Genomic DNA, 16,157 nt, shown 5'->3' on the forward strand with positions numbered 1-16,157 from the left:
CGCCCGTAATTTGGCCCTCAATCTCTATCGGGAGCAGGGGGAAACTAATATGGCTCAAGCTCAACGTCAGGCAGGATTTGGCCTTGAATTCCTCAAAACCCTATTCAGAATGAAATAGCCCTGACTTGCATTGCCTAACTCTTTCTGTTCTATGTCAAATCTGAAACTGATAAACCACCTGTCGGCTTGACGGGATATCGTACAAGACTTGATTGATACTTGCGGTAGCCTTTCATAAGTTTTCAGAATTCCAATTACAGGAACTTGAATTTTGTGGTTCCCCAAGATTTTGACTGTTCCTTCCAATGTGAAAGAGTCACGCCGCCCTTTCTTCTTAAACTTAGGTACGCCAGCAGTTTTTTTAAAACACCGCTTCCATGCTTCCCGCAATGCCATTAATGCCTGTTGCGGTGTAGATTTGGAGCATTCATAGTACCAAGCATTCTCCGACTTCACGAGTGCTACTAACAATTTGTGCAAGTCAATAGCTGTGGGAAATTTGAGTTTTTCGTTGGGATTGGTTTTATTGTGGTTGAGTATGTTTTTGGTCAGCCACAATCCCCAATTCCAAGCGTGACGCGCTACTCCACAATGCTTGGCTAACTGCGTTCGCTGTTGATTATTTAGTTTCAACTCTGTCTTGAATCCTAACAACATCATTGCTTTGCCTCGTTTACAGCAGCAGTCATGCCATCAATTAGCTTTTTGTTTTTCTTGCTTCTCGATCCGTAAAGACGTGCCGAAAACACAGTAATAAGCTCAATCATGTCTTGTACTAATTCCTGCTCAAATGTCACTTCCTCCGAAGTTTTGTTAATGATTACAACCTCTGTCTCAAACTCCTCACAGATAGCAAATACAAGCTCTGCACCGAATCGTAGCAACCTATCTTTGTGCGTTATCACCAGTCTTGCAACATCACCTTGCATGATGCGTTTTAGCAGTTTTTGGAGTCCTTTTTTTTGGTAGTTCAAGCCACTTCCTAAATCCTGAATTGTTTCGTACTGCCAACCGTTAACGCTGCTAAAAGCTTCTAAAACTTGGGCTTGACGGACTAAATCTTCTTTCTGGTCATGGCTTGAAACACGAGCATAGTTGATAGTTATGCGTTCATCTAGCTGCTTTAAATCTCTGGGCGTAATGCGTTTAATATCAGCTAGAAAGAATCTTCTTTGACCAGTGGGCGATCGCTCTGATTTAATCTTGCCAGAGTCGGCCCAGCGTCTTAAAGTCTTGGTAGAAACGCCTAATTCCTTTGCGGCGTCTCCGATACTGACCGTCACTTCTGATGTATTCTCCATCAACTCAACTGATACAGACTACACCATTATTCTTGCCCAATCCGGGAAGGATGTCAATAGATGTCTAAGAATTTAGTTACAGTTTCTTCCCCATTGGACATCTTTGAGTTTTTGGGTTGGGTGACGAGAAATATAGAGAGAAACTGGTTTCTGAGATTTACGCGGGCGAGAAACCGGGTATTCTTGGAGTTTTTGGTTGGGTGACGAGAAATATAGAGAGAAACCCGGTTTCTGAAGATTTACTCTATATAGCCTTTCTCAAGCGTGGTGAGGTATGCCTTATGCCCTATGCCCACGGAAACCTATATCCACGGAGGCCTATGGCGCATAGTACCTCATACCAGAGCACAGAAAGGCTATAGTTTAATTTTGATTTTTCCGGGAATGGGATTTTAAGCAGAATAGATGCTATATTAGTTTTTCCAACACCCGATAGTTTTTTTATAGAAAAACGCCAAATTATTGTATAATTGAAAATTGCGTGTCAGAAACCGTGACTTTAACTCGTGACGGTCGATCGCCCGCAACTAGCCTCTGTAACACCTGTATCATACCTTTGGGTATCGTCAGGGATAAAAAATTGGCAGTTAAATGAGTCAATAAAAAATTATTGCGTCGCCCGAAAGTACCCACAGACTCATCTCGATCTGAGCTAGCGGTAGTGGCTGTCCGAACCGCCCAAAAACGGAAGCCCCCGACACTCGCCTAGTCGTGAGTCGTGGAGAACTCAAAATTTTAGACTTTGGTTCGAGATCCCAGGTTCACCTGCGGACTAAATCTAAAATTTTCAACCTCAAATCGACAGACTCAGCCTTTAAAAATCAAGCTTTTTGTGGCTCGCTCCCGAAAAGCTTGTCGCAAAATTCCCGTGTCTGGAGAAAATGTCCAGACGGGGATGTATCAATGAATACCTACTTCCAGCAACTGAACTATGGCAAATATTAAGTCCTCAGTCAAACGAATCAAAATCGCCGAGCGCAACCGCTTGTACAACAAGTCTTACAAGTCAGCCGTCAAAACTTTGATGAAGAAGTATTTTGTAGCCGTCGAAAAGTACGCCGCAACTCCGAGTCCTGAATTAATGCAAGAAGTTCAGCAGCGGATGTCTGAGGCCTACAGCAAAATTGACAAAGCTGTCAAAAAAGGCGTACTCCACCGCAACAACGGCGCTCGCAAAAAGTCCCGCTTGGCAAGAACCCTAAAGCCGCACGAAACACAAGCAGCATCCTAAGACAGAAGGAAGAAGGAAGAAGGAAGTTCGGCAACGAGCAATGTACGGGATGTAACGGATGTAACGGATGTAAGTCCGTCGGAAGAAGGAAAAGGGAAGAGGTCCGAGGGAAGAGGGAAGAAAGAGAATTTTTCCCACTTCCTCTCCCACTCTTCCACTCTCCCACTCTCCCACTCTCCCACTCTCCCCATCCCAACTCTCCCCATCTCCCACTCTCCCCATCTCCCACTCTCCCCATCCCAACTCTCCCGTCAACAACTCGGATGCTCTGGTATCAAATCTAATCTGCTTCCCCCATGCAGCTCATTGACACTCACGTTCATATCAACTTTGAGACTTACAAGTCTGAATTAGAAACTATTCGACAACGCTGGCGCGAAGCTGGTGTGGTTCGGCTAGTTCATTCTTGTGTGGAGCCTGCAGAGTTTGCCTCAATTCAAGCAATCGCCGATCAATTTCCAGAAGTCTCGTTTGCGGTGGGGCTTCACCCCCTAGATGCCGCCAAGTGGAAAGACGAAACTGCGAATCAGATTCGCTTCAAGGCAAGTTCTGACTCTAGGGTAGTGGCGATCGGCGAAACCGGACTCGACTTTTTTAAAGCTGACGATCGCGAACACCAGTTTAAAGTGTTTGAGGCACAGCTTGAAATCGCCAGGGAACTTGACAAACCAGTCATTATCCACTGTCGCGACGCTGCCGCCCCAATGGCCGAAATGCTGCGGAACTTTTGGGAAAAACGCGGCCCGGTGCGGGGAGTGATGCACTGCTGGGGAGGTACGCCCGAAGAAACCCAGTGGTTTTTAGACTTGGGTTTCTACATCAGTTTTAGCGGTACAGTAACCTTTAAAAAAGCCTTGCAAATACAAGAATCAGCTTGTATGGTAAATAGCGATCGCATCTTAGTTGAGACGGATTGCCCTTTTCTCGCCCCCGCACCCCAGCGGGGAAAACGCAACGAACCAGCTTACGTATACTACGTAGCCGAGCAAGTTGCGAAATTGAGAGGAGTTTCTCTTTTAACTTTGTCGCGGCAGACAACCGAAAATGCCTGTCAGCTATTCGGCCTTTCACTCGCTATAGAGCAAGGAAACGAGGAAAACTAATCGATTTAGAGGCAAGCCTTCGGGGTAAGGGGTAATCTCATCTATATTTTGTTTGCCCTAAAAACCGGATTCAGCCTCGATCAATTCCTTTGACGTTGGCGGCACGCGATCGAATTTGCGTCCTATAATAATAGAACCAGCCGATCGAGCTTTGGCTGACTATCCCCGCGATCGCAGCAGCCGGCGAACTGCAAGCAATCGGGCCAACACGCCGTCCCAACGCTCGCCAAAACTTCCAGCAAAAACTCTTTCCTTACACAGTAAAACTTACAACAGATCGGAATAAACTTAGAACCTCAGCAATTTGGCAATAGCTTTAGAGTCAATTTGAGGAGTCAAATGTATGGGAAATTTACCCTAAAACAGCCGAACATCGGTTCTAAAAACATCTCAATCAAGCGCAAATCCGCAGAAAGATAATGCGAGCAACCCGCAAAAATAACCGTTGCAACAGTCCGATCGCGATCGAAAATATCATATACATTCTCTCACACAATCCATCAAAAAAACACAACAAAGTAAAAACGCCAAGCCTTGGCGCAATGTAAAAAGCTAGAGCCACAGCGGAAAAAAGGACACCCATGATCACTAAAGATTACGCAGAATTCGCCTTCACCTTGCCCGACCTGATCGAAATCCAGCGGGCAAGTTTTCGCTGGTTCCTAGAAGCCGGACTGATCGAAGAACTCGATAGCTTTTCCCCGATCTCAGACTACACCGGCAAACTAGAACTCCACTTCATGGGCAAAGACTTCAAACTCAAGCGCCCGAAATACGACGTGGACGAAGCCAAGCGCCGGGACAGCACCTACTCGGTACAAATGTACGTACCAACCCGCCTGATCAACAAAGAAACAGGCGAAATTAAAGAACAAGAAGTCTTCATCGGCGACTTGCCATTGATGACAGAACGGGGAACCTTCATCATCAACGGTGCGGAACGAGTAATCGTCAACCAAATCGTCCGTTCCCCCGGCGTATACTACAAATCGGAAACCGACAAAAACGGCCGCCGCACCTACAACGCCAGTCTCATCCCCAACCGCGGCGCGTGGCTGAAATTCGAGACCGACAAAAACGACTTAGTTTGGGTCAGAATCGACAAAACCCGCAAACTATCGGCCCAAGTCCTCCTCAAAGCCCTAGGACTCACAGACGGGGAAATCTACGACAGTTTGCGCCACCCCGAATACTTCCAAAAAACCATCGAAAAAGAAGGACAGTTCGGCGAAGAAGAAGCTCTAATGGAGCTCTACCGCAAACTGCGACCGGGCGAACCCCCCACCGTAGCGGGAGGAGAACAGCTCCTCAATTCCCGCTTTTTCGACCCCAAACGCTACGATTTAGGCAAAGTCGGCCGCTACAAACTCAACAAAAAACTGCGGTTGACAGTCCCCGACACCGTGCGGGTGCTGACATCCCAAGATATCTTGACGGCGATCGACTATTTGATCAACCTCGAATTCGACATCGGCTCGACGGATGACATCGACCACTTAGGAAACCGTCGCGTCCGCAGCGTCGGCGAACTGCTGCAAAACCAAGTCAGAGTCGGACTCAACCGCCTAGAACGGATCATCCGCGAACGCATGACAGTCTCCGACGCAGACTCCCTCACCCCCGCCTCCCTAGTCAACCCCAAACCCCTGGTAGCAGCAATCAAGGAATTTTTCGGTTCCTCGCAGCTATCCCAGTTCATGGATCAAACCAATCCCCTCGCAGAACTGACCCACAAACGCCGGCTTTCCGCCCTCGGCCCGGGAGGTCTGACCCGCGAACGCGCAGGTTTCGCAGTGCGGGACATTCACCCGTCCCACTACGGCCGGATTTGCCCGATCGAAACACCAGAAGGCCCCAACGCCGGACTGATCGGTTCCCTAGCAACCCACGCCCGCGTCAACCCCTACGGCTTCATCGAAACACCATTCTACCCAGTAGAAAAAGGACAGGTGCTGCGGGACAAAGCCCCCATCTACATGACAGCCGATGAAGAAGACGACTTGCGCGTCGCCCCCGGAGACATCAGCCTCGACGAAAACAACAACCTCTTGGGCGAAACCGTAGCCGTCCGCTACCGCCAAGAATTCACCACCACCACCCCGATGCAGGTGGACTACATGGCGATTTCACCCGTACAAATCGTCTCCGTTGCCACCTCCCTGATCCCGTTCTTGGAACACGACGACGCCAACCGCGCTCTGATGGGGTCGAATATGCAGCGGCAAGCCGTGCCGCTGCTCAAACCCGAACGCCCCCTCGTCGGTACTGGTCTCGAAGCTCAGGCCGCCCGAGATTCCGGGATGGTGGTAGTTTCCCGGATTGACGGCGAAGTCATTTACATCGATGCGACCCGGATTATTGTCAAGCCCCTGGCTGCAGATGCCGAGTCTAATTCCAGCGAAGAACATTTCCTGATTCGCGAGTACGACGAACTCAAAGTCAGACAGCCTTCGGTTTGGAAGCAAAAATACGCCGGCTGCATCGAACACGAACTGCAAAAATACCAGCGATCTAACCAAGATACCTGCTTGAACCAGCGCCCCCTCATCTATGAGGGCGATCGTGTCGTAGCAGGTCAAGTCCTCGCCGACGGTTCCTCCACCGAAGGCGCAGAACTCGCCCTCGGTCAGAACATCCTCGTAGCCTATATGCCTTGGGAAGGATACAACTACGAAGACGCAATGCTCATCAGCGAGCGATTGGTCTACGAAGACGTATACACCAGCATCCACATCGAGAAATACGAAATCGAAGCCCGCCAAACCAAACTAGGCCCCGAAGAAATCACCCGCGAAATTCCCAACGTCGGCGAAGACGCCCTCCGCCAGCTAGACGAAGGAGGCATCATCCGCAAAGGCGCTTGGGTAGAATCTGGCGACATCCTAGTCGGCAAAGTCACCCCCAAAGGCGAATCCGACCAACCCCCCGAAGAAAAACTGCTCAGAGCAATCTTCGGTGAAAAAGCTCGCGACGTGCGCGACAACTCGCTGCGCGTTCCCAACGGAGAAAAAGGCCGCGTCGTAGATGTGCGCGTTTTTACCCGCGAACAAGGCGACGAACTGCCCCCGGGCGCTAACATGGTCGTCCGCGTCTACGTCGCCCAAAAGCGAAAAATTCAAGTCGGCGATAAAATGGCCGGCCGCCACGGCAACAAAGGCATCGTCTCCCGGATTCTGCCGAAGGAAGATATGCCCTACTTGCCCGATGGCACTCCGATTGACATCGTGCTCAACCCCTTGGGCGTACCGTCGCGGATGAACGTCGGTCAAATTTTCGAGTGCTTGCTAGGCTGGGCGGGCGAAAATCTGTCGATGCGGTTCAAGATGGTGCCGTTTGACGAAATGCACGGCGCTGAAAAGTCGCGGGAAACCGTTCACGGCAAGTTGGAGGAAGCGCGGGAAAAAACTGGCAAGCCTTGGGTGTTTAACGACAAACACCCAGGCAAGACTATAGTTTATGACGGCAGAACTGGGGAAGCGTTCGATCGCCCAGTCACAGTCGGCATCGCCTATATGCTCAAACTCGTCCACTTGGTAGACGACAAAATCCACGCCCGCAGCACAGGGCCTTACTCCTTGGTGACGCAGCAGCCTTTGGGCGGCAAAGCGCAGCAGGGCGGACAGCGGTTCGGGGAAATGGAAGTCTGGGCCTTGGAGGCCTTCGGCTGCGCTTACACCTTGCAGGAGTTGCTGACAGTCAAGTCGGACGATATGCAGGGCAGAAACGAGGCTTTAAACGCGATCGTCAAGGGTAAATCCATCCCGCGCCCCGGTACGCCGGAATCGTTCAAAGTGTTGATGCGGGAGTTGCAGTCTTTGTGTTTGGACATTGCCGTGCACAAAGTGAATACGAACGACGACGGCAGCGAGCACGTTGAGGTGGATTTGATGGCGGATGCTGGCGGGCGGCGATCGCCCTCCAGGCCTACTTACGAATCGCTTTCTCGCGACGAAGACGAAGATTAGGGATTTGAGATTTTTCGATTTTAAATTTTAGATTTTTTAGTAATATTTAATCTAAAATTTAAAATCGACAATCTCGAATAAAAATGCCTCAGCAGTGTTCGTACCACTACTGAGGCGAATCAACGCTCTAACAAGGAGATGCGCTGACATGATTATTTTAACAGTTATCCCCGGAATTGAAGGAGAATTCGATCGGGAGACAGGCTGTATTAACTGGTAAAGTAGTAAGTTTGGCAATGGTTACGGGCGTAAGTGGATGTCGGGCAAAACGGTATTAGTCCACCGATTAGTCCTCGAATCAAAAATAGCAGGATTCCTAGATTCCAGTTATTTTGCTTGCCACACCTGCGACAATCCAGGCTGCATCAACCCGGAACATCTCGTAGCGGGGTCTGCCGCTGAGAACACGGGACAGATGATGGGGCGCGATCCTCTTCGAGGGCTGCGCTAACGCAAAACTCCCAGACGCAAAAGTATTCCGGGAATTGATAACTTGTCGATCGTACAACTGCGAGAAATTCAGACTAAATATTTATCGGAAAAAGTCAAGAACCACCTAGCAAAAGAGTATGGGGTACAACATGAAACTATTACTAAGATCGTTCAGACAAATATTCCCGATAACTTCACCACAGTTTCTCCACATTTTTTAGGAGAAATTCAAGACAACGGCTGCATAATTTTTCAAGGCGGAAAATATTGTTCAGGCTATGGCAGATACTGGAAAAATGGGAATTTGAAATCAGTGACTCGTGCTGTTTTAGCAGAGAAATTAGGATATGAAGTTCCCACATATATGGATGCTTGTCATACCTGCGATACTCCCAGTTGTATAAATCCAGAACACCTCTGGGCTGGTACTCGTTCCCAAAATGCCTTAGATGCTTCAAAAAAAGGACGCACCCAAGGAAAAAGTCATCCCCTTTCCAATGCAAAATTAGACTGGGAAAAGGTGCGAGAAATCCGGCAAAAACTAGCAGCAGGAGAGAGAATGAAGGATCTAGCTGAAGCATACAGCGTCAATCCGATAACTATACACAATATTAAGTATCACCTGACATGGAAGGAAGAAGGCGAAGAGATTCCGATTCCTCCCATGGGTGGATATCTCGATCGCAAACTGACTTTTGATCGAGCACAGGATGTGCGAGAACGCATTAAAGCTGGAGAATCTCTTGCTAAGATTTCGCGCGAATTTGGAGTGTCAAAAAGTGTCATTTATGACATTAAAACTAATGCCACATATCAAGGAGTATGACATTGATTTAATCGCCAAACAATCAATCAAAACAGATAAATTACAGCAAATAATTTCAAGTAAATCATCGATTGGAGTCAAGAATGGCTAAGATAGAACAACGATTTGATTATGTAAAGATTGGGTTAGCTTCACCTGAAAGAATTCGACAATGGGGAGAGAGAACTTTACCCAACGGTCAGCTAACTGGCGAAGTCATAAAACCAGAAACCATAAATTACAGAACATTAAAGCCCGAAATGGACGGGTTGTTTTGTGAGCGAATTTTTGGGCCTGCAAAAGATTGGGAATGTCATTGTGGCAAGTACAAGAGAGTTCGTCATAGAGGCATTGTTTGCGAGAGATGCGGTGTTGAAGTAACCGAATCTCGCGTCCGTCGCCACCGCATGGGATTTATCAAATTAGCAGCTCCAGTCGCTCACGTTTGGTATCTCAAAGGTATCCCCAGTTACATGGCGATTCTGTTAGATATGCCGCTGCGAGATGTCGAACAAATTGTCTATTTCAATGCCTATGTTGTGTTGAATGCTGGCAATGCTGAAAAGCTGCAATACAAGCAATTGCTCACAGAAGATGCTTGGCTGGAAATAGAAGATGAACTTTACAGCGAAGATTCCACGCTGACCGGCGTAGAAGTAGGAATCGGTGCTGAAGCTTTGCAAGTTTTGCTGCAAAATATTCCGCTAGAAAGCGAAGCGGAAAAGCTGCGCGAAGATATTGCTAATGCTAAAGGTCAAAAACGAGCGAAGTTAATCAAACGTTTGCGGGTAATTGACAACTTTATCGCTACGGGTTCTCATCCCGATTGGATGGTGCTGTCGGTGATTCCGGTGATTCCCCCAGACTTGCGGCCGATGGTACAGCTAGACGGCGGGCGTTTTGCAACGAGCGACCTCAACGATCTTTATCGGAGAGTAATTAACCGTAACAACCGCTTGGCGAGACTGCAAGAAATCCTAGCGCCGGAAATTATCATCCGCAACGAAAAACGGATGCTGCAAGAAGCTGTGGATGCGCTGATTGACAACGGCCGCCGCGGCCGGACTGTCGTGGGCGCAAACAACCGCCCGCTGAAATCTCTGTCGGACATTATTGAAGGGAAACAAGGCCGCTTCCGGCAAAACTTGCTCGGGAAACGGGTTGACTATTCTGGACGTTCGGTGATTGTGGTGGGGCCGAAACTGAAAATTCATCAGTGCGGTTTACCGAGGGAAATGGCGATCGAACTTTTCCAGCCCTTCGTCATCCACCGCCTCATCCGCCAAGGATTGGTCAATAACATCAAAGCTGCCAAAAAATTGATTCAGCGCAGCGACCCAAGCATCTGGGAGGTGCTTCAAGAAGTGATTGAAGGACACCCAGTCATGCTGAACCGGGCCCCCACCCTGCACCGTTTGGGAATTCAAGCCTTCGAGCCCATTTTGGTAGACGGGAGGGCGATTCAGCTTCACCCGCTAGTTTGTCCGGCTTTTAACGCTGACTTTGACGGCGACCAAATGGCCGTGCACGTGCCCTTGTCTCTGGAATCTCAGGCGGAAGCCCGCTTGCTGATGCTGGCTTCTAATAACATTATGTCGCCCGCAACCGGAAGACCGATTGTCACTCCTTCGCAAGATATGGTGCTCGGTTGCTATTACTTGACAGCGGAAAATCGCGACGCTCAAAAAGGAGCAGGTCACTATTTCTCTAACCTCACCGATGCGGTTGTAGCCTACGAACAAGGAGTTGTTGACTTGCATTCCTACGTGTGGGTGAGATTTCAAGGCCGGATAGAAAATATAGAACCAGAAGGAGAACCGCTGAAACTAGAACGATCGACCGACGGTACGGTGACGAAAGAATTCAAGTTTCGCCGGATTCGAGAAGACAAAGAAGGCAACTTGCTCAATCAGTTTATTCGCACTACTCCCGGTCGAATTATCTATCACCAAACGATCGAATCGGTCATTAATAATTAGGAATTGGAAAATTGGGAAATAACAGCGGGTAATAGGCGATCGGTCAGTCTAGGAGCGAGAAACTAGGTTTCTAAGGGTTGGGTTATGTGACCAAAAATATTCTCAGAAACCCGGTTTCTGAACTGATGACCGATGAGTGATGCGCCAGGAGCGAGAAACCGGGTTTCTACAGGTTGGGCTTGGTGAGGAGAAATATTCTCAGAAACCCGGTTTCTAAACTGATGACTGACGAGTAAATTACTAACAGCAAACAAATGACTGAATACAAAGAAAATAAAGAAATTGTTTTTCGCAACCGAGTTGTTGACAAAGGTCAGCTCAAAAAATTAATCTCTTGGTCGTTCATGGAATACGGAACTGCCCGCACCGCGCAAATGGCAGACAAACTCAAGGACTTGGGTTTTCGCTTTGCTACGCGCGCCGGAGTTTCCATCAGCGTAGACGACTTGCAAGTACCACCAATCAAACGACAACTGCTGGATGCAGCCGAAGAAGAAATCCGCATCACCGAACAGCGGTACACCAGAGGCGAAATCACCGAAGTCGAACGCTTCCAAAAAGTAATCGACACTTGGAACAGCACCTCAGAAGACCTCAAAGACGAAGTAGTCAAAAACTTCCGAGCCACGGATCCCCTCAACTCGGTCTACATGATGGCCTTCTCCGGTGCCCGGGGAAATATCTCCCAAGTGCGGCAGCTTGTCGGAATGCGCGGATTGATGGCAGACCCCCAGGGAGAAATCATCGACTTGCCAATTAAAACCAACTTCCGAGAAGGCCTCACTGTCACGGAATACATTATTTCTTCCTACGGAGCGCGCAAAGGACTGGTCGATACGGCCCTCCGCACCGCCGACTCCGGCTACCTGACGCGCCGCCTGGTAGACGTGTCCCAAGACGTAATCGTCCGGGAAGTAGATTGTGGCACCCAACGCGGGATTCGAGTCCGGCCGATGACCGACGGAGCTACGGTGCTGATACCCCTGAAAGACAGGCTGCTGGGCCGCGTGTTTGCAAAAGACGTGGTGCACCCCAAAACCAAAGAAATCGTAAGGTTTGGCAACATCCTGGCAGTCCGCAACCAGCCAATTAGTGAGGAGCTGGCAGAGGCGGTAGGGGCTTCAGGAGTTGGCGAGGTGTATTTGCGATCGCCCCTAACCTGCGAAGCCACCCGTTCCGTCTGTCAGTGCTGCTACGGCTGGAGCCTCGCCCACCTGAAAATGGTAGACATGGGAGAAGCGATCGGGATTATTGCCGCCCAGTCGATCGGCGAACCCGGAACCCAGCTCACCATGCGTACTTTCCACACCGGAGGCGTGTTCACTGGAGAAGTCGCCAAACAAGAACGGGCACCATTCCCCGGCGTGGCAAAGTTTAAGAACTTGCGAACCCGTTCCTTCCGCACTTCTCACGGAGAAGAAGCCCTGATCGCCGAAAACGGCGGCAAGCTCGTATTCGAGGGCGACGGCTTCGAGGAAGGCAAATCGGGAGCCAAAAATCAGAAACTAAAGATTGAACTGGCGATCGCCCAAGGTTCCACGCTCATGGTCAAAGACGGACAGCGCGCCATCCAAGGTCAAATATTAGCCCAAGTGCCGATCGTCGGACGCGCAGCCCGCAAAACCACCGAAAAAGTCACCACAGACGTAGCCTCAGACTTAGCCGGCGAAGCCAAATTTGCCGACATCGTACCCGAAGAAAAAACCGACCGCCAAGGTAACACCACCCGCACCGCCAGCCGGGGCGGACTGATTTGGATACTTTCTGGAGAAGTCTACAACCTCCCTCCCGGCGCGGAACCGGCAGTCAAAAACGGCTCCCGAATTCCCGAAAACAGCGTCATCGCCGAAACCAAACTCGTCTCCGAACACGGGGGCGTAGTCCGCATCGCCGACGAGCGAGAAATTGAAATCATCACCGCCCAAGTATTGCTCGACCAAGCCGTCGTCCGAGCCGAAAGCACCGGCGGCCGAGAATATTACACGATCGAAACAACTTCCAACCAGCGGTTCTCGCTCAAAACAACTCCCGGAAGCAAAGTCATCAACGGCGAAGTCGTAGCCGAACTGCTCGACGACACCTACCGCACCGCCACCGGAGGCATTGTCAAATACGCGGGAGTCGAAGTTCAAAAACGCGGCAAAGCCAAACAAGGACTCGAAGTCATCAAGGGCGGCACCCTGCTGTGGATACCGGAAGAATGCCACGAAGTCAACAAAGACATCTCTCTGTTGCTAGTCGAAGACGGCCAGTACGTCGAAGCCGGCACTGAAGTAGTCAAAGATATCTTCTGCCAAACCAGCGGTGCTGTAGAAGTGACGCAAAAAAATGACATTTTGCGGGAAATTGTCATCAAACCTGGAACCCTGCACGTCGTTGACCGCCCCCCACTTTCGGCAACCGAAGGTCAAATTGTCAACGCGGGTCAAGAAATCTTCCCCGGCTTGGTTGCTGAAGAACTCGCCTATGCCGAATACATCGAAACACCCGAAGGCCCAGCATTGCTGCTGCGGCCCGTCGTAGAGTTTCCTGTTCCCGACAAGCCGCCGGTGCCTTCCCAGACGGCGCTCAACGAGTCGATCGCCCTCAAAGCAGTCCAGCGCCTCCCCTACAAGGACGGAGAGCGCGTCAAATCAGTAGAAGGACTCGAACTCCTGCGGACTCAGCTCATCCTAGAAATCGGTTCAGGAGCTCCGCAACTGGCGGCAGATATCGAACTTTTGCCAGACCCAGAAGATGATACCGCCTTGTCGGACAACGATTATGACTTTAACTCAAGCGCCTCCGACTCCACCGCCCTCTCCCAAGAATTGGCGGTCGAAGGCGACGAAGCACCGCCGGTTTCCAAGACCTTCCGCCTGCAGTTAGTGATTTTAGAATCCCTCGTGGTTCGGCGCGACGTGTCGGCAGACCCCACCCAGGGAAGCACTCAGACGCGGCTGTTGGTGGAAGACGGACAGTCGATCGCTCCGGGCGCAGTAGTAGCCCGCACCGAAATTCTCTGCAAAGAAGCAGGGACGGTTCGGGGCATCCGCGAAGGACAAAACGAGCCGGTGCGCCGCCTCTTGGTCATGCGGGAAGCCGACTCGATTTCGATCGACCTCCCCGTCGCCCCAGATTTCAGTCCCGGTCAACTGCTAGTAGCCGGTACGGAAATCGCCCCCGGCACGTTTTTGGAAGAATCCGGCCAAGTGGTCAAGGTGGTACCCTCGAACGGCTCGGAACCTGCCAAAATGGTGCTCAGAATAGCTCGTCCTTACCGGGTTTCGGCCGGTGCAGTCCTCCACGTCGATGACGGTGACTTGGTGCAGCGGGGCGACAATTTGGTCATCCTGGTGTTCGAGCGGGCGAAAACAGGCGACATCATCCAGGGTTTGCCCCGGATTGAAGAACTCCTAGAAGGGCGCAAGCCGAAGGAAGCCTGCATTTTGGCCCATCGCCCGGGGACTGCCCGCGTATCCACGGAGGAAGATATGGTCGAACTGGCTGTAGTTGAAGATGACGGCCGCATCGAAGCATATCCTTTGCTACCGGGGCAGAATCCGATCGTCTCCGACGGACAGCGAGTAGGTGTGGCGGAAGCTCTGACTGACGGGCCCGCCAACCCCCACGAAATTCTCGAGGTTTTCTTCCAAGCTCTCAAGGAGCGCCAGTCCACCTTTGAAGCAGCTTTGGAAAGTTTCCAGCAGGTGCAAACCCTCTTGGTAAACGAGGTGCAATCTGTCTATCAATCCCAAGGGGTAGATATTTCTGACAAGCACATTGAGGTAATTGTGCGGCAGATGACCAACAAGGTCCGGGTAGAAGACGGCGGCGACACTACGATGCTACCGGGGGAGCTGGTGGAGCTGCGGCAGGTAGAGCAGGTGAACGAGGCTATGTCGATTACTGGCGGGGCTCCGGCAGATTACACTCCGGTGCTACTGGGAATTACTAAGGCTTCGCTCAATACTGACAGTTTTATTTCTGCGGCTTCTTTCCAAGAAACCACCAGGGTGCTGACCGAAGCGGCGATCGAAGGCAAGTCCGACTGGCTCCGAGGCCTGAAGGAAAACGTGATCATCGGCCGCTTGATTCCCGCCGGTACTGGTTTCAATGCTTACGAAGATGCCAGCGTTCAGGATGCGGGTTTTGAAGGTGCCGTGTTTGATGACGATTTCCAAGATTTGCAGGAGGATGTGGTACTTGATGACCGTACTGCCCGCCGCAAATATACGATCGAAAGCAGTTTCGATACTGCGGTAGTTTCTGACCTTGAGCCTGATGAGGAGTTTGAGGAAATTGAGGTTGATGAGGATGATTTTGTCGGCTCAAGTGATGATGGTTCGTTAGAAGTTTTGGCTGACGATGAGGATGATGATATTGGTTTCGATTTTGATGAGGACGAGGATTAATACAGGACTTACTCGCGGGTGGTTAGAAACCGGGTTTTTTCGACAATTTTTCCCACTCGCTTACTGATTTGGTAAAAAACCCGGTTTCTTTAGCCTTAATCAATTTAGGGCTGTAATCTTAGTTATGAAATTGTCGCGCACGCCCGTAATACCGGGCGGCGCGGCATTTTTTTTCGGTTTCGGCACTGGTGTAAAAATATTAAGTTTGTTTCTTTAAAGCTTGGTGTTCTCCACAGGCTAATTCGCTACCATAAGCGCGATCGGACTTTAAACAAGGAAGGAAGAAAGAAAGAAAGAAAGAAAGAAAGAAATAGGTGTATTCGTCAAAAAATATAAGTCAGAATTCCATAAAAATTTATAATTCCGAGGTTTTAAGTGTTTGATCTAACAAATAGTTAAAGGGAGCATCTGTGGCTTTTCAACAAAAAGCTTTTTTTTAAAATCGTGTCCGGTAGATTCACCGCTCTAATATTCGATCGCTATCGATCGCACTGCTGGTTACATACACCCCGTGCAAACTCGATAGCGAGCTGTTGCTACAAATGTAACATTGAGATCCAATGCAATTAAAATTCTTTCTTCCTTCTTCCTTCCTTCTTCCTTCTTCCTTCTTCCTTCTTCCTTACATCCGTTACATCCCGTACATTGCTCGTTGCCGAACTTCCTTCTTCCTTCTTCCTTACATCCGTTACATCCCGTACATTGCTCGTTGCCGAACTTCCTTCTTCCTTACATCCGTTACATCCCGTACATTGCTCGTTGCCGAACTTCCTTCTTCCTTACATCCGTTACATCCCGTACATTGCTCGTTGCCGAACTTCCTCCTTCATGTATAGCGGTTCTCAAGCTTGGTGAGGTATACGGGCTCTTTCCACTCCTGCCTATGCCCGGTTTGGCCTATGCCCACTCCTAGCACCTCATGTTACCGAGAAAGGCTATATATGTCA

The 16,157-nt window shown here is 50.0% G+C and carries 10 protein-coding genes; 7 read left to right on the forward strand and 3 right to left on the reverse strand.

Going from position 1 to position 16,157, the window contains the following annotated elements; all coding sequences use genetic code 11:
- Nucleotides 1-66: 66 nt before the first annotated feature.
- Together IQ263_RS05840 and IQ263_RS05845 are read right to left on the reverse strand one after the other, a co-directional pair.
- Nucleotides 67-660, reverse strand: coding sequence for an RNA-guided endonuclease InsQ/TnpB family protein (locus IQ263_RS05840; RefSeq protein WP_228049821.1), 594 nt, complete (start codon nucleotides 658-660; stop codon nucleotides 67-69).
- Nucleotides 657-1,301, reverse strand: a complete 645-nt coding sequence (locus IQ263_RS05845) for an IS607 family transposase (protein ID WP_194066589.1) — start codon at nucleotides 1,299-1,301, stop codon at nucleotides 657-659. Before IQ263_RS05845 ends, IQ263_RS05840 begins: the two co-directional genes overlap by 4 nt.
- A gap of 931 nt (nucleotides 1,302-2,232) precedes the next feature.
- Here IQ263_RS05845 and rpsT point away from each other — a divergent pair.
- Both rpsT and IQ263_RS05855 read left to right on the forward strand, forming a co-directional pair.
- Nucleotides 2,233-2,532: a 30S ribosomal protein S20 gene (rpsT, locus tag IQ263_RS05850; RefSeq protein ID WP_194066590.1), complete on the forward strand. Its 300-nt coding sequence runs from the start codon at nucleotides 2,233-2,235 to the stop codon at nucleotides 2,530-2,532.
- Nucleotides 2,533-2,828: 296 nt separating this feature from the next.
- The gene (locus tag IQ263_RS05855) at nucleotides 2,829-3,635 is read left to right on the forward strand and encodes a TatD family hydrolase (RefSeq protein ID WP_194066591.1); all 807 of its coding nucleotides are present in this window, start codon (nucleotides 2,829-2,831) and stop codon (nucleotides 3,633-3,635) included.
- A 70-nt stretch (nucleotides 3,636-3,705) separates the two neighbouring features.
- On the opposite strand, the gene IQ263_RS05860 is transcribed toward IQ263_RS05855, so the two are convergent.
- The gene (locus tag IQ263_RS05860) at nucleotides 3,706-3,855 is read right to left on the reverse strand and encodes a hypothetical protein (RefSeq protein ID WP_194066592.1); all 150 of its coding nucleotides are present in this window, start codon (nucleotides 3,853-3,855) and stop codon (nucleotides 3,706-3,708) included.
- 361 nt (nucleotides 3,856-4,216) lie between these two features.
- Between IQ263_RS05860 and rpoB the strand changes: the two genes are divergently transcribed.
- From rpoB to IQ263_RS05880, 5 genes are all read left to right on the forward strand, one after another.
- Nucleotides 4,217-7,600 (forward strand): DNA-directed RNA polymerase subunit beta, encoded by a 3,384-nt coding sequence (gene rpoB / locus IQ263_RS05865; RefSeq protein ID WP_194066593.1) that lies wholly within the window; start codon nucleotides 4,217-4,219, stop codon nucleotides 7,598-7,600.
- A 256-nt stretch (nucleotides 7,601-7,856) separates the two neighbouring features.
- Nucleotides 7,857-8,051: an HNH endonuclease family protein gene (locus tag IQ263_RS28220; protein ID WP_228049822.1), complete on the forward strand. Its 195-nt coding sequence runs from the start codon at nucleotides 7,857-7,859 to the stop codon at nucleotides 8,049-8,051.
- Between the two features lie 42 nt (nucleotides 8,052-8,093).
- Entirely contained in the window at nucleotides 8,094-8,858 is a 765-nt protein-coding gene (locus tag IQ263_RS05870) for an HNH endonuclease (RefSeq protein ID WP_228049823.1), read from the forward strand.
- A gap of 83 nt (nucleotides 8,859-8,941) precedes the next feature.
- Nucleotides 8,942-10,816, forward strand: coding sequence for a DNA-directed RNA polymerase subunit gamma (locus IQ263_RS05875; protein ID WP_194066594.1), 1,875 nt, complete (start codon nucleotides 8,942-8,944; stop codon nucleotides 10,814-10,816).
- A gap of 254 nt (nucleotides 10,817-11,070) precedes the next feature.
- Nucleotides 11,071-15,210 (forward strand): DNA-directed RNA polymerase subunit beta'', encoded by a 4,140-nt coding sequence (locus IQ263_RS05880; protein ID WP_194066595.1) that lies wholly within the window; start codon nucleotides 11,071-11,073, stop codon nucleotides 15,208-15,210.
- Nucleotides 15,211-16,157 lie beyond the last annotated feature (947 nt).

It is taken from the genome of Tychonema sp. LEGE 06208 (genome assembly GCF_015207505.1).
Lineage (GTDB): Bacteria > Cyanobacteriota > Cyanobacteriia > Cyanobacteriales > Microcoleaceae > Microcoleus.